The organism is Bradyrhizobium oropedii (assembly GCF_020889685.1).
GTDB lineage: Bacteria > Pseudomonadota > Alphaproteobacteria > Rhizobiales > Xanthobacteraceae > Bradyrhizobium > Bradyrhizobium oropedii.
On the sequence record NZ_JACMYO010000106.1, the window covers coordinates 1 to 18,629 of the forward strand.

Genomic DNA, 18,629 nt, shown 5'->3' on the forward strand with positions numbered 1-18,629 from the left:
ACTGTTCGTCGGCGGCAAGCAGGTCCGTCCGGACGGCAATTATTCGCGTGCGGTGCTCTCGCCGAAAGGCCGGCGCCTGGGCGAAGCAGGCGAGGGCAATCGCAAGGACATCCGCAATGCGGTGGCGGCTGCGCGCTCAGCCGAGTCGTGGGCGCGGGCGACGGCGCATAATCGCGCCCAGATCCTCTATTACCTTGCCGAGAATCTCTCCGCGCGCGCGACGAGTTCGCGCGCCGCATCGCCGACATGACCGGTGTTACGGCCGCAAAGGCGCGCGCGGAAGTCGATGCCAGCATCGAACGGCTGTTCAGTTATGGCGCCTGGGCCGACAAATACGAAGGATCGATCCACGCGCCACCGCTGCGCGGCGTGGCGCTCGCGATGCATGAGCCGATCGGCGTGGTTGGTGTCGTCTGTCCCGACGAGGCGCCGCTGCTCGGCTTTATCAGCCTGGTCGCGCCGCTGGTTGCGATGGGCAATCGGGTCGTCGCCGTGCCGAGCGAGCGGCATCCACTTGCCGCGACCGACTTCTACCAGGTGCTCGAGACCTCGGACGTGCCGGGCGGTGTGGTCAACATCGTCACGGGTGACCGCAACGATCTGGTCAAGGTGCTAGCCGAGCATGACGACGTCGACGCGCTCTGGGCGTTCGGATCGCAGGAGGCTTCCACGGCAGCGGAACGATACTCGATCGGCAATCTCAAGCGGACGCTGGTCGATCATGGCCTCGCGCTCGACTGGTACGACAAGGCCGCGAGCCAGGGCCCGATCCTACTCCGCCACGCCGTGCAGGTGAAGAACATCTGGATTCCGTATGGCGACTAAAGAAGTCACCTTGCGGTGATACGGATGGGGGTCCGGACCGGCAGAGTCCGGCGATTTTGAAGACGAGGGAGGGACGCAACATGCTGAAGGGCATCAATCCATTGCTCAATGCCGACGTGCTCTATGCCCTGCGGGCGATGGGGCACGGTGATCGCCTCGTGGTGTGCGACACCAATTTTCCGGCCGATTCGATCGCCCGGCAGAGCGCGATTGGCGAGCTGCTGCGCATCGACAATGTGAGCGCCGCCAGGGCGGTCGAAGCCGTGCTCTCGGTGATGCCGCTCGATACATTCGTCGACGATGCCGCGATCCGCATGGAGATCGTCGGGCAACCTCAGGAGGTGCCTCCCGTACAGCACGAGGTACAGGCCGCGATCGATCGCGCCGAGGGACGGTCCTGGCCGCTGGTCGGGGTCGAGCGCCATGCCTTCTACGAGAAAGCCAAGACGGCATATTGCGTGATCGCGACCGGCGAGCGGCGCTTCTACGGCTGCTTCCTGTTCAGCAAGGGCGTCATTGCGCCGGACGGAGAGTGACGACATGAGCAGGAATGGCGTCGCCGTCCTCGGCGTCTTCGTCGTCGACCTCGCGTTCCGTGCCGGCAACATGCCGGCGATCGGCGAGACCATCGCCGGATCGGGATTCGCCATGGGGCCCGGCGGCAAGGGATCCAACCAGGCCGTCGCGGCCGCGCGGGCCGGTGCCAGCGTGAGCTTCATCTCGCGGATCGGCAGCGATGCCTTCGGCGAGCTTGCGATCAAGACCTGGGAGACCGAGGGAATCCGGCCGCGCGTGGCCAGGACGGCGGAAGCGCCGACCGGCGCAGCCTTCATTTACGTCCACGAGACGCGCGGCGACAACGCGATCATCGTGGTGCCTGGTGCCGCAGGCGCCATCAGCCCGGCTGACGTCGACGCCGCGGCTGACGCTATCAGCGACTCCCGCGTGTTCGTGACGCAGCTCGAGCAGCCGGTCGATGCGGCGCGGCGCGGGCTCGAGATCGCGCGCGCCGCCGGCAGCATCACGGTGTTCAATCCGGCGCCGGCGATCAAGTTCGACGACGATGGCCTGTTTGCGCTCTGCGATTATGTCGTCCCCAACGAGACCGAGGCTGAAGGGCTGACCGGCATCGCAGTGAGCGACCTCGCGGCGGCGCGGCGCGCCGGCGATGCTCTGCTGGCGAAAGGCGCCGGCACGGCGTTGATTACCCTCGGCGAGCGTGGCGCCCTGTTCCACGGGCGGGACCGTTCGCTGCATGTGCCGCCCTTCACGGCCGGCAAGGTGGTGGAAACTGCCGGCGCGGGCGACGCGTTCGTCGGCGGTTTCGCGGCGGCGCTCGCTGATGGCGCCGATCCGCTCGAGGCTGCGCGCTTCGGTTCGGCGACGGCCGGAATCTCGGTGACGCGGCCCGGCACCGCGCCCGCGATGCCGCGGCGGGCAGAGATCGACGCGCTGCTGAAGGGATGATCCTGCGATGATGCGGAATGATCCGATCAAGCATGTCTTCATCTGGCCGGCGGTGCTCGTTGTGCTGGCGATCTCGATCTTTCCGCTGATCTATTCGCTGACCACGAGCTTCCTGAGCTATCGCCTGATTCCGCCGATCCCGCCGCGGGTGGTCTGGCTCGGCAATTATGCGACGCTGTTGCAGGAGCCGCGGTTCTGGAGTGCGCTCTTCACCACGACGCTGATCGCCTTCATCGCAGTCGGGCTGCAATATGCGATCGGGTTCGGCGTCGCGCTGGCGCTGAACGCACGGGTGCCGGGCGAACGGCTGTTTCGCGTTGCCCTGCTGCTGCCGATGCTGCTGGCGCCCGTCGCGGTCGCGCTGGTCGCGCGCATGATCTTCAACCCGACCATGGGACCGCTCAACCAGTTCCTGGCGAAGTTCGGTCTGGTCAATCTGCCGTTCCTCACCAACGGACATTGGGCGCTCGCCTGCATCATCGCGGTCGAGGTCTGGCAGTGGACCCCGTTCATCATCCTGATGATGCTGGCCGGTCTGCAAACGCTTCCGGAGGATGTCTACGAGGCCGCCGAGCTCGAGAATGCCAGCGCCTGGCAGCAGTTCTGGGGGATCACGTTTCCGATGATGCTGCCGATCTCGGCCGCGGTCGTCTTCATCCGTCTGATCGAGAGCTACAAGATCATGGACACGGTGTTCGTGATGACCGGCGGCGGGCCGGGCGTGGACACCGAGACGCTGACATTGTTCGCCTATCAGGAAGGCTTCAAGAAGTTCAATCTTGGCTACACCTCGGCGCTCAGCTTCCTGTTCCTGATCGCGATCACGATCATCGGCGTCACCTATCTGGCGCTGCTGCGGCCGCATCTGGAGAAGCGCCGATGAGCGGGCAGAGCTTGACCGGACTGTCACCATGGAGCCGCCGCCTGGTCGCAGTCGGCGTCCTCGTCTGGTGCTTGATCACGGTGTTTCCGCTCTATTGGGTGGTGGTGACGGCATTCAAGACGCCGCCGGGCGTCGTCGGCGGGCCGACTTATATTCCGTTCGTCGACTTCACGCCGACCTTGCAGCCGTTCATCGATCTCTATCAAGGAATCCGCGGCGAGTTCTTCCGGACCTTCCGGAACTCGACCATCGTCGGCCTGTCCGCGGCGGCCATCGCCACCGCGATCGGCGCGATGGCGGCCTATGCGCTGGTGCGGTTCGAATTCAAGGTAAGACTTGGCGCGGGCCTGGTGTTCTTCCTGCTCGCGCTCGGCGGCTATCTGCTGTTCAACGCGACGTTGGGATTGACCCGGCCGCAGGCGCTGTTGCTCGCCTTTCCGATCGCGCTGATCGCAGCCGTCGTCGCCAATCGCCTGCCGTTGCCCGGGCCGATCCTCGGCAACGAGGACATCCTGTTCTGGTTCGTCAGCCAGCGCATGTTCCCCCCGATCGTCACCGCCTTTGCGCTGTATCTGCTCTACAGCGAGATCGGCCGGCTCGGCTTCCAGCTGATCGACAGCTTCGTCGGTCTGACGCTGTGTTACGTCGCGTTCTCGCTGCCGATCGTCGTCTGGCTGATGCGCGACTTCTTCGAGGCCGTGCCGATCGAGGTCGAAGAGGCGGCGATGGTCGACAACGTGCCGAGCTGGCGCATCTTCATCGGCATCGTGGTGCCGATGTCGATGAACGGGCTGCTGGCGACGTTCATGATCACGCTGGCCTTCGTCTGGAACGAGTTTCTGTTCGCGCTGTTCCTGACCAATTCCAGATGGCAGACGCTGCCCATTCTGGTGGCGGGACAGAACAGCCAACGCGGTGATGAATGGTGGGCGATATCGGCTGCGGCGCTCGTCGCCATCGTTCCCATGATGATCATGGCGGGCCTGCTCAGCCGGATGATGCGGTCGGGCCTGCTGCTCGGGGCGATCAAATAGCAAAAACGTATGTAGGGAGGACTAGACGATGTTGCGACGGACGTTCCTGATGTTGACCACCTCGCTCGCGATCGCGGGCGCCGCGAGCCAGGCGAACGCGGCCTGTAGCCCGGACTATACCGGCGTCACCCTGACGGTGGCGTCGCAGACCGGACCGTATATCGCGTCCGCGCTCAAGCTCGGCGCCGACGAATGGGCCAAGAAGACCTGCGGCAAGGTCAATGTCGTCGAGTTTCCCTGGTCCGAGCTCTATCCGAAGATCGCGACATCGCTCACGGCTTCGGACGCGACGTTCGACCTCGTCAGCTTCGCGCCGGCCTGGCTGCCGGACTTCGTGCCCTATCTCAGCGAGATGCCGAAGGAGATGCAGTCCGGCAAGGACTGGGACGACATCGAGCCGGCCTATCGCGAACGCCTGATGGTGTGGGAAGGCAAGATCTACTCGCAATCGATGGACGGCGACGTCCACACCTATACCTACCGCACCGACCTGTTCAGCGATCCCAAGGAGAAGGACGCCTTCAAGGCCAAATACGGCTACGACCTCGCGCCGCCGAAGACCTGGAAGCAGTATCTCGACATCGCGGAGTTCTTCCAGCGGCCCGACAAGGGCCTGTGGGGCACCGCGGAAGCCTTCCGTCGGGGCGGTCAGCAGTTCTGGTTCTTCTTCAGCCACGCGGCGGCCTACGCCAACAATCCGAACTATCCGGGCGCGATGTTCTTCGACCCCGAGACGATGGACGCGCAGATCAACAACCCGGGCTGGGTGAAGGGGCTCGAGGAATACATCCGCGCATCGAAGCTTGGGCCACCCAACGCGCTGAACTTCTCATTCGGCGAGGTGAACGCGGCCGTGGCCGGCGGCCAGGTCGCGGAATCGATCGGCTGGGGCGACACCGGTGTCATCGCCGCCGACCCGAAGCAGTCGAAGATCTCGGGCAAGGTCGGCTCGGCGATGCTGCCCGGCTCGGACGAGATCTGGAACGCGAAGACCAAGAAGTGGGACAAATTCCCGAGCGTCATTCCGGGCCCGTTCATGGCATTCGGCGGCTGGCAGATCGCGGTGCCGAAGGCCGGCAAGAACCAGAAGGCGGCGTGGGACTTCGTCAAGACACTGACAAGTCCTGACGTGTCGGGCCAGGCGGCGATCACCGGCGGCAGCGGCGTCAATCCCTATCGCAAATCGCACACCGCCAATCTGCAGCTGTGGAGCAAGATCTTCTCGCCGGAAGAGGCCAAGGAATATCTCGGCGCGCAATCGGACTCGATCAATGCCAAGAACGTCGCGCTCGACATGCGTCTGCCCGGCTACTTCTCCTACACCGAGGTGGTGGAGATCGAACTCGGTAAGGCGCTGGCCGGCCAGACCACGCCGCAGGCCGCGCTCGACGCGATTGCGAAAGAGTGGAATCGGCTGACCGACGAGTTCGGCCGGGCCAAGCAGCTCGCGGCCTATCGCGCCGCGATGGGCCTTCCGCCGAAGAACTAGCATTCTATCGAGACGTCCCGGATGATGCGCGAGCGTCGTCCGGGACTTCATCTGCCGTCGACGAAGGGACGGAAAAGGATTCCATGGCGCACGTCGAGATCGAGAACGTCAGCAAGGCATACGGGCCCTACAAGATCATCGAAGGCCTCGACCTCAACGTGGCCGACGAGGAATTTGTCGTGCTGGTCGGCCCGTCCGGCTGCGGCAAGACCACGACGTTGCGCATGATCGCGGGGCTGGAGGCCGTCACCAGCGGAACCATCCGCATCGGCAACCGCGACGTGACGCAGTTGCGGCCGGGCTTGCGCAATTGCGCGATGGTGTTCCAGAACTACGCGCTGTATCCGCACATGACGGTCGGGGAGAACATCGGCTACGGCATGAAGGTGCGCGGCGAGCAGCGCGCCAGCATCGAGAAGGCCGTCAATGACGTGGCGCGCGTGCTTGACCTCGAGCAATATTTGCAGCGCCGGCCCAAGCAGCTTTCCGGTGGCCAGCGCCAGCGCGTGGCGATCGGCCGGGCCATCGTGCGCAGCCCGGACGTGTTCCTGTTCGACGAGCCGTTGTCCAATCTCGACGCCAAGCTCCGCATCGAGATGCGGACCGAGATCAAGGCACTGCACCGTCGCCTCGCCAAGACGATCGTCTATGTCACGCATGACCAGGTCGAAGCCATGACCATGGCCGACCGTGTCGTGGTGATGAACAAGGGGCGGATCGAGCAGGCGGCCGATCCGATCACGATCTACGAGAAGCCCAGCAATCTCTTCGTCGCCGGCTTCATGGGTGCACCCAGCATGAACTTCATCCATGGCGAGATCACAGCCCGCGACGGCGTGCTCACGTTCACCGAGCCGTCGGGCACGGCGTTGCGAATACCGAAGTCGCGGGAGGCGGCCTATGCGGGCAGCGTCGGCAAGCCCGTGGTGCTTGGCGTGCGTCCCGATCATGTGTTGCGGCAAGGCGCGCCCGCGGGCTCTTCCATCCGCATACTTGTGAAGGACGTGGAGCCGCTCGGGCCCCACACGCTGGTGATCGGGACCGTCGGCGCTTTCGCGTTCACGGCGCAGATGCAGGTCGGTGTTGCCGCGGAGCCGGATCATGTGATCGACGTCGCGCTCGATCTTGAGCGGACGCATTTGTTCGACAAGGCGTCGGGGATGGCCATTGCCTGATTTGCCGCCGGCGCAACAATCGCCCGCTTAGTTGCAGAACCCTCGTGCTCGCCGGACCGTATCGGACGGATACAGGCCAAATGCGGAGCGGTAAACCGCCGCGAAACGGCCCATGTGCGTGAAGCCCCACTTCAGCGCAACCTCGCTGACCGGAAGCATGTTCTCCGGTCGCGAAAGTTCATCGTGGATTGCCTCAAGTCGAATTTGTCGCAAATAGGCGACCGGCGTCGTGCCGTGGATCTTGCGGAATCCCAGTTGCAGCAATCGGCTGCTGACGCCAACCGTGCCGGCAATATCTGCGATCGTCAGCGGCAGATGGGGATTGGCGCGCATATACTCGACCGCCCGCCGGATGTATCGCGGCGGCGCATCCGGTGGATAGCGGTTCAACCGGTCGGTCAGCCGGTGGGGGACATTCTCGAGGATGAGCTGCAGCGCAGCCTCGGATAACAGCGCGCTGGCTTTCGGAGAGCGTGCCAGGATGCCGTCATACAGACCGGTGGCGCTCGCGCGAATGAGCTGAAGAAGGGTCTGCCCGGCGCCGGTCGACAGATCGACGATCGGCGTCAAATTGAGATCTTGCAGCGCCGTGTTCCCGAACGTCGCGGACAGCACCTTCGACACCATGCCCGTGTGCAAGGTGAGCGTCACGCTCGAATATCTCCCATCGACCGCTTCGACGCGCTGCGCTTGCATCGTCGGAAGCGGCACGATGGCGATCTCGGATGGGGTTCGCTGGACGCTCTTGCCTGCAATGAGCATTTCGGCCTTGCCGGCATTCAGCAGGCTGATTGCAAGCTCGCCCGACGTGCTCTCGTAGGAATAGTGCCAATCCCAACCGGCAGATAGATCCGCCCGCACGACATCAATTTCCGTCCCAATCGCAACATCCGTATGCCAACGAAACGATTCGTCAGGGCGCGGTGAGGAGTGCGCATTGATCCCGTGAGGATGGAGTATCTCCAGGAGCTCTTCAAACGACGATCCCGATCGCGTCGGTGGTGCAGCGAGAATGTCTTCGACCATCAAATCCTAACCATCGGATGTTTGCCGTCCGCCACACGCATAGACCGCACCACCACATTAGCACAGCTTTGGTGAGTTCGGCTCAAGCTCTCCGCGATCGCGTCAATATCCGATTTTCGAATGAGATATCCGGATCGCGCAATCGGCTGCCAAAGGTAACATTTGATCGAATTCGCGCGCCCGTATTGAGCGAAAGTTCCGATTTCAATTCGGGGCGCTGACGTTTTGAGAGCGCGAGTGAAAACAGAAGCTGCGCGCGCTTGCATTCGACCTTGCTAGCCACAATCCGAATGCCTCCATCCGGAATGCGATGCGGTCCATGGACTCATAGCCCATTTGGCCTAAATGCTTTCGACCTACTCAAACGCAGGAGATATGATGCGTAGGGCTCGCTTTCTGAAAGTCGTTTTGACGGCCACCACCGGCGTTATGATGTTTTCCGCCTCCGCGATCTCGGCTCCGCTCCAGCACAGCGCCGGTGTTGCGGCCGCGGTGCCGGCAGTGACCGAGAAGGTCTGGTGCCGTTATGGGAATTGCGATGGCGGTGCCGCGGTCGGCGGACTGGTCGGTGGCCTCATCGGCGGCGTCATCGCGGCTGGTGCGGCCAACGCCGCCGCGCAGCAGGAAGCTGCCGCGGCCCAGCAACACGCGACGTCGTGCGCGCAGCGCTATCGCTCATACGATCCGGCGTCGAATACGTTCCAGGCAAAGGACGGCCGGCGCTATCCCTGCCAGTAAGCGTTTGAGGTCCAACCGAGCTTGCTCCGGCCGGTGAGCCGGAGCAGGCGTTCGACCGCCCCGGGAGCTGCAACGGGACCTCCGCCGGCGAATTGAGCAAGATATTCGGCTGAATCGGTTCCCGCCCTGCGTCTGGATACGCGGATCGAGGGGGCCTTATCGGAAATCGCAGGGCGGGCCGCCGACTGCGGCTTCTGACGCGCTTGTTTTCTATGTTATCACCTGATCCATCGAAACTGCGCTCGTGGCAGAACCTGCCCGAACCCTGGCGAATCTGGATCTCGATGATGTTGTCGCTTCCCAAGACCAAAATACGTGTGCTGCTGCTGGAGGGCGTGAATGATTCCGCAGTCCGGATGTTCGAGGCGAACGGCTATACCGAGCTGCAACGCCTGCCCAAGGCGCTGGGACCCAAAGAGCTCAGGCAGGCGCTGTCGGGCATCCATATGCTGGGAATTCGGTCGCGGACCCAGTTGACCGCGGAAATCCTCGAGGCCGCCGACCGATTGCTCGTTGTCGGCTGCTTTTCGGTCGGCACCAATCAGGTCGATCTCGACGCCGCACGAAAGCTCGGAATCCCGGTATTCAACGCGCCATACTCCAACACCCGCAGCGTGGCGGAGCTGACCATCGCCGAGATCGTCATGCTGTTCCGCCGGATCTTTCCGCGTTCGGTCTCCGCGCATGCCGGCGGCTGGGACAAGTCCGCCGAAGGAAGCCGCGAGGTGCGCGGCAAGACGCTGGGGATCGTCGGCTACGGCAACATCGGCTCGCAGCTGTCGAACCTCGCGGAAGCCATGGGCATGCGCGTGATCTATTTCGATCAGACCGACAAGCTCCGCCATGGCAATACCGAGCCCGCTGAATCGCTCGACGCGTTGCTCGCAGCGAGCGATGTCGTTTCGCTCCACGTGCCGGAGACGCCGACCACCGCCAACATGATTGGCGCGGCCCAGCTCCAACTGATGAAGCCTGAGGCCTACCTGATCAACAACTCACGCGGCACCGTGGTCGATCTCGATGCGCTGGCGAGCGCCTTGCGCGAGGGCAGGCTGGCGGGGGCCGCAGTCGACGTGTTTCCGGTCGAGCCGGTGTCGAACGAGGCGCGCTTTGTCTCGCCGCTGCAGGGCCTCCCCAACGTCATCCTCACGCCGCATGTCGGCGGTTCGACGGAAGAAGCGCAGGATCGCATCGGCGGCGAAGTTGCACGCAAGCTGATCGATTATTCCGATGTCGGGTCGACCTTCGGCGCGGTCAATTTTCCGCAGGTGCAATTGCCGGCGCGACCGACCGGCACCCGTTTCATCCATGTTCACCGCAATGTTCCGGGCGTCATGCGTCAGGTCAACGACGCGGTGTCCCGGCACGGGATCAACATCCTCGCGCAATATCTGCAGACCGATCCGGAAGTCGGCTATGTCGTGCTCGAGACCGACGTGGTCGGCGGCGAGGGCGAGGGGCTGCTGGCCGATTTGAAAGCCATCGACGGCACGATCCGCGTGCGGGTGCTGTATGACCAGAACCGGCCGCAGGGGTGATCGACTGCGTCAGTCCGCCGAGAACCCGAACGGGACGCTCGAGGTTCTGAAATCGTCGGGAAGAATCTCGCGTCCGATCGGAGGCGCCGACCGCGCCGCGCATCTCGGGCGATGACAGACCCGGCAGGCGACGCCGATCGGCGTCGGCTCATCCGCGTTCGGCCCCTGTCCGTCGCGCGTGTAGATCAACTGGCCGGCATGCTCGGCTGCGCAGCCGATCGCGATCGCCCGTTCCACGCGGATGGCGCCGAACGCGCCGCCGCCGGCGGTCACGGTGCGGGCGATCGAAAAGAACCGTTGTCCGTCGGGCAATTCCAGCCATTGCGTGACGATCTGGCGCGGCGTCTTGAAGATGTCGTGGACCGACCATAGCGGACAGGCGCCGCCATGCTTCGCAAACGGGAAGCCGGCGCCATCGAGCAGCTTCGAAATGTTGCCGGCGGGATCGACGCGGATCAGGAAAAACGGGATCTTTTCGAGACCCGGCCGCTGCAAGGTCGTGACGCGGTGTGCGGTCTGCTCGAAGCTGGTGCCGAATTGACGCGCAAGCGCCTCCAGGTCGTAGCGGCGCGTGTCGACCGCTTTCGCAAACACCGAATACGGCATGATGAGTGCGGCCGCGGCATAGGCGGCAAGCGCGCGGCGGGCCAGCAACTCGGCGCTCTTGCTGGTGAACTTGCCGTCTTCCACCGCCGCGCCGATCTCGTCTTCCAGCTCCAGATAAGCGAGTTGCTTGGCGAGCTGGAAATTGAGGCCTGCGGTATCGAGCGAGTCCTCGAGCAGCAATTGCCGGCGATGCAGGTCCAGTCGCCTGACCGAACCGAGCATGACGTTGGGTGGCAGATAGCGGACCTGAAGCTTATGGCGATCGCGAAGCCGCTCGATGAATCCGGCTGGTCCGGCCGGCTCATGGACGAGCCGCTCGGCGGCATCGTCGAGATTGGCGAAATTGTTGCGGCGCGCGGCGAGAAAGCGCCGGACTTCCGCAACGGGGTCGTTGGCGTCAAAGTTCTCGCCCGGCAGTAACGCTGCGCCCGCCAGGTCCGGCGCCCGTCGCTCCGCGAGCGCCAACTGTTCTTCGCGATAGGCGGTATAGAGGCGCAGGAACGCCTCTGTCATTCCGGGATAGCTGACCGCGAGGTCGCTGACTTCGAGGGTGGGGATGTCGATGTCGGCAAACATCGGCTCCTTCAGGACGGACTGCATGCGCGCAGTGTGGTCGGCGCCGCCGTCGCCGGCGAGATCGGCCAGATCGATCTTGTAGGTGCGGGCAAGGCGAAGCAGCATGTCTGCCGTCACCGGGCGCTGATTGCGTTCCAGCAGCGCGACGTAGGGGGCCGAGATTTCGAGATCGGCCGCCATATCGGCCTGGGTCAGCCCGAGATCGCGCCGCAGCCGGCGGAGTCGGGGGCCCATGAAAACCGAGCGGGCGCTTGAGGTTGCCATCGCTAAATCCGTGTCGATGTAAGATTCTTACAATAATACATCAGTTTCTTGTAAGTTATGACAAGTTTTCTGCGCCAGGTCTAGCTCCCCACGCCGCCGCGCGTCACAAACGGTGCAGTTATTTCGTCACCGAAGGGATCACGGACATGAACTTCCAACCGCGCGGGCTCAGCGACCGGGCCACCCAGGGACCGGCTTCGTATCAGAGCGAGATTGAGGCGGCCGAAGCGCTCCTCAAGACCAAGGACACCTGGAACGGCGTCACCGCGGAAGCCGTGGCGCGCATGCGCCTGCAGAACCGCTTCAAGACCGGTCTGGATGTCGCCCGCTACACGGCTGCGCTGATGCGCGCCGACATGGCCGCCTATGATGCCGACAGCACCAAGTACACCCAGTCGCTCGGTTGCTGGCACGGCTTCATCGCCCAGCAGAAGCTGATCTCGGTCAAGAAGCACTTCGGCAACACCGACCGCCGTTACCTGTATCTGTCCGGCTGGATGATCGCGGCGCTGCGCTCCGAGTTCGGCCCGTTGCCGGATCAGTCGATGCACGAGAAGACCTCGGTGCCGGCCCTGATCGAAGAGCTCTACACCTTCCTGCGTCAGGCGGATTCCCGCGAGCTCAACGACATCTTCCGCGCGCTCGATGCGGCCCGCAAGGAAGGCGACAAGGCCAAGGAAAAGGCGCTGATCGAGAAGATCGACAACTTCCAGACCCACGTCGTGCCCGTCATCGCCGACATCGACGCCGGCTTCGGCAACGCGGAAGCGACCTACCTGCTCGCCAAGAAGATGATCGAGGCGGGCGCCTGCGCCCTGCAGATCGAGAACCAGGTCTCGGACGAGAAGCAGTGCGGCCACCAGGACGGCAAGGTGACCGTGCCGCACGAGGTCTTCATCGCGAAGATCCGTGCCTGCCGCCATGCGTTCCTCGAGCTCGGCGTCGAAGACGGCATCATCGTGACCCGTACCGACTCGCTCGGCGCCGGCCTGACGCAGCAGATCGCCGTGAGCCACAAGCCCGGCGACCTCGGCGACCAGTACAACAGCTTCCTCGATTGCGAGGAAATCACGGCTGCCAACGCGCGGAACGGCGACGTCATCATCAACCAGAACGGCAAGATGATGCGTCCGAAGCGTCTGCCCAGCAACCTCTATCAGTTCCGTCCCGGCACTGGTGCGGATCGCTGCGTGCTCGACTGCATCACCTCGCTGCAGAACGGTGCTGACCTGTTGTGGATCGAGACCGAGAAGCCGCATATCGAGCAGATCGCTTCGATGGTCGATCGCATCCGCAAGGTCATTCCGAACGCGAAGCTTGCCTACAACAACTCGCCTTCCTTCAATTGGACCCTCAACTTCCGTTGGCAGGTCTATGACGCGATGAAGGAAGCCGGCAAGGATGTCAGCAAGTACAACCGCGCCGAACTGATGAAGGTGGAATACGACGGTACGCCGCTGGCGATCGAGGCAGACGAGCGGATCCGTACCTTCCAGGCGGATTCGGCCAAGCGCGCCGGTATCTTCCACCACCTGATCACGCTGCCGACCTATCACACGGCTGCGCTGTCGACCGACAATCTCGCGAAGGAGTATTTCGGCGAGCAGGGCATGCTCGGTTACGTCAAGAACGTGCAGCGCGCGGAAATCCGTCAGGGCATCGCATGTGCGAAGCATCAGAACATGGCGGGCTCCGACATCGGCGACGACCACAAGGAATACTTCGCCGGTGAAGCCGCCCTCAAGGCGGGCGGTGCCCACAACACGATGAACCAGTTCGGCTAATCGAACGGATCATTCCGACTATCGGCTGGACAGGCTGGCTTGCGAGCAGCCGCCCGTCCGCCGGCCTGACGGGGCGGTTTCGACCACGGTGACGTGATCGAGATCGCCCCGCAGCGTTTCAAAGCAGCTTTCTCTCGCCTTCCGCCCATTCGTGGAGGCTCCCGCATTCGACGCGAGCGTGGTATTGCGGCGCTGCGATCTCGAGGGCGTGCCACGCGATGACCGTCGGAGACTACACATCCGCCGTCACCAGCTCTGCCGTGATGGAGCTGCTGAAGCCGTTCGATCCCCGCGTCGTCGGAACACTGCCGCTCGGCCTTGCCGTGCCCGGCAGCGACATCGATATCGTCTGCCACGCGCCCGATCCGGATCTCTTCGCGGACGCGGTCTGGACCCATTATCAATCGGCCGATGATTTCATCCTCTACCGCTGGGTCTCGGGAACGCGGCCGGCGATTGCCCGCTTTGTCTTGGATGGGTGGCCGTTCGAATTGTTCGGCGACCAGGATCCGGTGGAGCAGCAGCGCGGATGGATCCATTTCGAGGTCGAACGACGGCTGCTTGCGATTGATGACGGGGGGCTAGGGCGAGCCGTCAGCAGATTGAGGGCAGGCGGCCTCAAGACCGAGCCGGCGTTCGCCGCGGCGCTCGGCATATCGGGCGATCCCTACCGCGGATTGCTCGAACTCGCCGCCGAAACCGACGCCGAGTTGCGCAGTCGGCTCGCGGCCTGCGACCTCCGCTGATCGTTGAGGTTCACTCGCCCGGAACCAGGCTCGCGATCGGCGGCCGCGCGAGGCGCCGGTGCCTGCGACGGGACAGATAGAGCAGCAGGCCCGTCACTGTGAACAGCGGCATCATGGCGGCGGCCAGCATGAAGACGAGCTTGCCGGGCCATCCCAGGATAGCGCCGCGGTGGATGTCGAGCACGCCGGCAAGGACGCGCTCGCCGAACCTCTTGTCCGCGTAGCGATCGGAGGAAATGACGCGCCCGGTGACGGCATCGATGCGGAATTCGTCACGCACGCTCTCGAGCGAGGAATCCCGCGCCCATGACCGCACGCGCACCGCTGTGCCTGCGCCGGCCGGAAGGGTCAGCAGAGCCCTGCCGTAATCGTTGTTGTTTTCCTGCTGCAGGAATGCTGACCAGACGTGATCGAACACGAGCGGCGTTGCCTCGGCCTTCGCGTCCGCCCTGGCTTCACCCTTGCTCTCGGCAGTCGTCGCGCCGCGGGGTGGCTTCGGCTGCATCGCCGCGGCGGTGGCCTGAGGCCGCGTCAACAGCCAGTTGGCGCCGGCCTTGTACCATTCGAACGAGTACCACAGGCCGGTCAGCGTCATCACCAGATAGACCGGCAGCACCCAGGTGCCGATCACGGCGTGCAGCGAGCGGTGCAGGCCGCGGCCGCGCAGTCCCAGATTGGGCTTCAGCCACATCTTGACGCTGCGCGCGCGATGCGGCCAGCGCAGCACGAGGCCTGATATCAGCATCACGATCAGGCAGATCGCGGCTGACCCCGTGATCTTGCGGCCGATGCCATTGCCGTCGCCCGGCAGCAGCAGCCAGCGATGCAGCTTGCGGACGGTGGCGAAGAAATCCTCGCCGCGCGGCGAGCCGAGCAAATGTCCGTTGTAGGGATCGACATAGACCGAGGACGGCCGCGTGCCGCCGTCGCTGCGGGCAAAGCGGATGTGCGCCGCGGCCGATGGATCGCTGGATATGGTGACGGCCGAGACCTTGCCGAAATCGCCCGCCGCCTGAAGTCGCGCGACCAGTTCGTCCGGCGTGAGTCGCCGGGTGGCGCTGGCATCGACGCGCATCATTTGGCTGTTCAGGCTGGCCTCCATCTCATCCTCAAAGGCCATCGTTGCGCCTGTCAGGCCGACCACTGCCCAGAGCAGCGCCAGCACCAGCCCAACGACGGAATGGACCTGCAACAGCGCGGCCTTGATCGGACGTCGGACATCACTCATCGAAGCCGGCCTTTTGAATCAGGGCGATTGCGGCCGCTTGATGCGCGGCGATCTCATCGACGGGCAGCGCATCGGCAGGGAACGATCCGATGCCCTCAACGATCGGCGGCCGCTTCGCGGTCGCAAGCACCGGATATTCCAGCTCGGCGGTCGCAAAGATCGTCTGGGCCTCGGCCGTGACGAGGAATTCGAGGAAGGCGCGCGCGGCAGACGGATGCGGTGCGTGCCGGGCGATCGCGGCGCCGGTCAGATTGATGTGGCTGCCGCCGCCCGTGAACGCGGTCGGCACGGCCTTCACGGCATCGGCCCATGCGCGCCAATCATTGCCTTCGCGGCCGTCGCGGAGCTGTGCCAGCGCGACCGTGTTGCCGATGCCGAAGTCGCAGCGTCCTTCGGCGATCTCGCGGACCACGTCGTTGTCCTTGCCGGCCGGCTTGTGGGCAAGATTGGCCTTAACTCCGGCGAGCCAGGTTTGCGTCGCGTCTGTTCCGTGATGCGCGAGATAGGCCGCAATCAGCGCGACATTGTTCTGGTGCGCGGCCGGCCGCATGCACAATTTGCCGCGCCATTTGGGATCGGCGAGTTCTTCATACGTGATTGCGACGAGGGCACTGTCCTTGCGCGCGAACACCACGCGCGGACGAACGGCGAGCGCGATCCACTGGCCGTCGTTGCTGCGCAGGTTCGCCGCCACCGCCTGATCAAGCGCGGGCGATGCAAGCGCCTGTGTCAGCCCGCGCGTCACAAGCTGAGTTGTCTTGTCGAGACCGATGGTGAGCAGCACATCCGCGGGCGAATTGTCGCCTTCCGATGTCAGGCGCTTGACCAAACTGTCCTCGATGAAGACGGTCTTGACCTTGGTGCCGCTCGCTGCCGTGAAGGCCGCGATGACAGGCTCGACCAGACTGGCTTCCCGGGTCGTATACAGCGTGAGCTCGTCGGCGCGGACGGTAGTGGCGAGCGCGGTCGCAGCCAGGACGGCAAGCAGTCCGATCGCTGTCCGAACCGCGCCCATGCTAGAATTTCACCGTTGCCGAGAGCGAGAAGCGCCGTGCGTCGCCCATCGCCACGGCCAGATTGCTGACGGCCGAGGGATAGTAGACGGTGTCGAACAGGTTCTTGACGTTGAACTGGTAGATCACCGGGAACGACTGCACCTTGGTCTCGTAGGTCGCAAACGCGTCGGCCACGGTGTAGGCCGGCAGCACGAAGCTGTTCGCGGCATCGCCGGGCCGGTCGCCGACATAGCGCGCGCCGCCGCCGAGACGCAGCCGGCCGGGCAGGGTGGTTCCGAAATCATAGACCAGATAGAGCGAGGCGGTGTTGAGCGCGACGTTTTGCAGCGCCTTGCCGACGAGCGTCGGATCCTCGGTGACGCGCGCATCGGTGTAGGCATAGCTGCCGATCATGCTCCAGCTGTCAGTCAGCCTTCCGGTGACGTCGAGCTCGACGCCGCGCGAGCGAACCTTGCCGGCGGTGCGGTACTCAACGATACCGGTCGAGGAGTTGAGCTGCGAGACCAGCACGTTCTTCTTGTCGATGTCGTAAAGCGCAAGCGTGCCGGAGATCCGCTTGTTGAAGTCGAACTTGACGCCGGTCTCCCACTGGGTGCCCTCTTCGGGCGCGATGTTGGAGCCGATCACGACGCCGCCGGTGAGCGGAGCGATGGTCGAGGTCGGCTTCAGCGACTGCGTGTAGCTCGCATAGAGCGAGACCTCGTCGGTGAGCTTGAGGATCGCGCCGCCGAGCGGCAGTGCCTTGTCCGCCGACACGTTGGTGTTGGTGATGAACGGCCGGCCCCTGCCGGCGATCTGGTCGTAGTCCATGTAGCGCACGCCGCCGACCAGCGCGAAGCGCTCGGTCAGATGCAGCGTGTCCTGGAAGAACAGCGACCACTGGCCGAGCTTGTCGGTCTGGGCGCTGTCGGTGGCGGAGACCGTGGTGCCCGGCGAGATCAGGCCGTAGACCGGATTGTAGAAGTTGAAGCTCGGCGTCGCCTGCCGGATCAGATTGTCGCGGTAGATCGTGCGGTACTGGCCGTCGCCGCCGAACAGCACCTCGTTGCGCATATTGCCGAACCAGAAATTGCCCTGCACATAGGATGTGCCGTAGCTGGCATTGCTGAGCGAGCCCCACGTGCCGTCATTGCTGCGGGTCTCGACGCCGGTCTTGGTGTTGATGCCGGTGATGCGGAGCTGATTGGCGCTGAAGGTCTCGGTGTTGTAGCTGTAGGCCGCGAACAGCTTCCAGTCCTGATTCAGCCGGTGCTCGACCGAGGCCTGCATCAGGTCGGACGTTCCCCAAACATTGTTGAATGGCTCGTCGAGCCGGCGCGTTGCCGGGATCGCCAGCGGCGCCTTGGTTACGGAATCGAACGCAGTGCCGCGGTCGAACGGCGTGATGAATTCGCGGTGCTCGTAGTTCAACTGAACGGTGGTGTTCTCGCCGTACCAGGCCAGCGACGGCGCGACCAGCATTTCGCGGTGGCGTCCGAAATTGCGCCAATAGTCCTCGCTGACGCCATAGCCGATGAAGCGATAGGCGAGGCCGCCATTGCCGATCGGGCCGGTGATGTCGATCGCTCCGTCGGCGCCGGTCTTCGAATTGGCGTAGGTCGAGCCGAGCAGGGTCACCGAGCCGTGCTGATAGAGCTCGGGGCGCTTGCTGATCGTGTTGACGATGCCGCCGGGGTCCATGATGCCGTAAAGCAGCGACGCCGGGCCTTTCAGCACCTCGACGCTCTCGACCGCCGCGTTGAGGCTGCGGCCCTGCACCAACGGCATGCCGTTGCGCATGATCGAGCCGTCGCGGTTGTCGCCGAAGCCGCGACGCATCACGGCGTCCTGAGTGCCGGCCAGCGTATTGCCCTGGGTGACGCCGCTGACATTGGCAAGCGCATCGTCGAGATTGCGCGGCAACTGATCCTTCAGCACCTGCTCCGGCACGACGTTGACCGTCTGCGAGGTATCGAGCGGCGAGGCGCCGCTGCGCAAGGTGGTCGAACTCGGCATCGCGCGGTAGTGGAGCTTGGCTTCGTTCAGCGCCGCGGCACCAGCCGCCGCGCGCTCCGATGGTGTCGGTGGCGGCGGCGGGGCATTCCGGCTGCGCTGCCGTTCTGCGGCGGCCGCCTGGGTTCGCTGCGCAGACCGGGCCGAATTGGCTGCAGGCTTGCGCTTCTGCGTCGGCTGCTCGACCATGACCGGCGGCAAGGCGACGCTCGATTGGGCGCTTGCCGGCGTCACTGCGGAGG

Annotated in this window: 15 protein-coding genes and 1 pseudogene; 11 read left to right on the forward strand and 5 right to left on the reverse strand. The window is 64.3% G+C overall.

The features are described from left to right. From H8A95_RS26330 to H8A95_RS26360, 7 genes and pseudogenes are all read left to right on the forward strand, one after another. Positions 1-825: pseudogene (locus tag H8A95_RS26330) on the forward strand (aldehyde dehydrogenase family protein); the annotation flags it as partial. A gap of 80 nt (positions 826-905) precedes the next feature. After that, a complete protein-coding gene (locus tag H8A95_RS26335) occupies positions 906-1,361 on the forward strand; it encodes an RbsD/FucU family protein (protein ID WP_229185853.1) in 456 nt (151 codons plus the stop codon). Positions 1,362-1,365: 4 nt separating this feature from the next. Further along, positions 1,366-2,292, forward strand: a complete 927-nt coding sequence (gene rbsK, locus H8A95_RS26340) for a ribokinase (RefSeq protein ID WP_229185854.1) — start codon at positions 1,366-1,368, stop codon at positions 2,290-2,292. 7 nt (positions 2,293-2,299) lie between these two features. Further along, positions 2,300-3,175, forward strand: a complete 876-nt coding sequence (locus tag H8A95_RS26345) for a carbohydrate ABC transporter permease (protein WP_229185855.1) — start codon at positions 2,300-2,302, stop codon at positions 3,173-3,175. After that, positions 3,172-4,209, forward strand: a complete 1,038-nt coding sequence (locus H8A95_RS26350; protein ID WP_229185856.1) for a carbohydrate ABC transporter permease — start codon at positions 3,172-3,174, stop codon at positions 4,207-4,209. The genes H8A95_RS26345 and H8A95_RS26350 overlap by 4 nt, the downstream gene beginning before the upstream one ends. A 49-nt stretch (positions 4,210-4,258) precedes the next feature. Then, entirely contained in the window at positions 4,259-5,698 is a 1,440-nt protein-coding gene (locus tag H8A95_RS26355; RefSeq protein WP_338027960.1) for an extracellular solute-binding protein, read from the forward strand. Positions 5,699-5,781: 83 nt separating this feature from the next. Then, positions 5,782-6,873 (forward strand): ABC transporter ATP-binding protein, encoded by a 1,092-nt coding sequence (locus tag H8A95_RS26360; protein ID WP_229185858.1) that lies wholly within the window; start codon positions 5,782-5,784, stop codon positions 6,871-6,873. A gap of 27 nt (positions 6,874-6,900) precedes the next feature. On the opposite strand, the gene H8A95_RS26365 is transcribed toward H8A95_RS26360, so the two are convergent. Further along, entirely contained in the window at positions 6,901-7,899 is a 999-nt protein-coding gene (locus H8A95_RS26365; protein WP_229185859.1) for a helix-turn-helix transcriptional regulator, read from the reverse strand. Positions 7,900-8,277: 378 nt separating this feature from the next. Here H8A95_RS26365 and H8A95_RS26370 point away from each other — a divergent pair, with 378 nt between their 5' ends. Beyond that, positions 8,278-8,637: a BA14K family protein gene (locus H8A95_RS26370; protein WP_229185860.1), complete on the forward strand. Its 360-nt coding sequence runs from the start codon at positions 8,278-8,280 to the stop codon at positions 8,635-8,637. 284 nt (positions 8,638-8,921) lie between these two features. Further along, complete coding sequence (gene serA, locus H8A95_RS26375) at positions 8,922-10,175, forward strand: phosphoglycerate dehydrogenase (RefSeq protein ID WP_229185861.1); 1,254 nt, start codon at positions 8,922-8,924, stop codon at positions 10,173-10,175. Positions 10,176-10,184: 9 nt separating this feature from the next. Here serA and H8A95_RS26380 read toward each other — a convergent pair whose 3' ends face one another. Further along, positions 10,185-11,621: a helix-turn-helix domain-containing protein gene (locus tag H8A95_RS26380; protein ID WP_229185862.1), complete on the reverse strand. Its 1,437-nt coding sequence runs from the start codon at positions 11,619-11,621 to the stop codon at positions 10,185-10,187. 146 nt (positions 11,622-11,767) lie between these two features. On the opposite strand from H8A95_RS26380, the gene H8A95_RS26385 reads away from it, so the two are divergent. Together H8A95_RS26385 and H8A95_RS26390 are read left to right on the forward strand one after the other, a co-directional pair. Then, positions 11,768-13,405 (forward strand): isocitrate lyase, encoded by a 1,638-nt coding sequence (locus tag H8A95_RS26385; protein WP_229185863.1) that lies wholly within the window; start codon positions 11,768-11,770, stop codon positions 13,403-13,405. A 218-nt stretch (positions 13,406-13,623) separates the two neighbouring features. Continuing rightward, a complete protein-coding gene (locus tag H8A95_RS26390; RefSeq protein WP_229185864.1) occupies positions 13,624-14,151 on the forward strand; it encodes a DUF4269 domain-containing protein in 528 nt (175 codons plus the stop codon). A 10-nt stretch (positions 14,152-14,161) separates the two neighbouring features. On the opposite strand, the gene H8A95_RS26395 is transcribed toward H8A95_RS26390, so the two are convergent. The 3 genes from H8A95_RS26395 to H8A95_RS26405 are packed head-to-tail and all read right to left on the reverse strand — an operon-like array spanning position 14,162 to position 18,576. After that, complete coding sequence (locus H8A95_RS26395) at positions 14,162-15,379, reverse strand: PepSY-associated TM helix domain-containing protein (protein WP_229185865.1); 1,218 nt, start codon at positions 15,377-15,379, stop codon at positions 14,162-14,164. Beyond that, positions 15,372-16,394 (reverse strand): extracellular solute-binding protein, encoded by a 1,023-nt coding sequence (locus H8A95_RS26400; protein WP_229185866.1) that lies wholly within the window; start codon positions 16,392-16,394, stop codon positions 15,372-15,374. Before H8A95_RS26400 ends, H8A95_RS26395 begins: the two co-directional genes overlap by 8 nt. Before the next feature lies 1 nt (position 16,395). Further along, a complete protein-coding gene (locus H8A95_RS26405) occupies positions 16,396-18,576 on the reverse strand; it encodes a TonB-dependent siderophore receptor (protein ID WP_233287226.1) in 2,181 nt (726 codons plus the stop codon). Between the last annotated feature and the right edge of the window lie 53 nt (positions 18,577-18,629).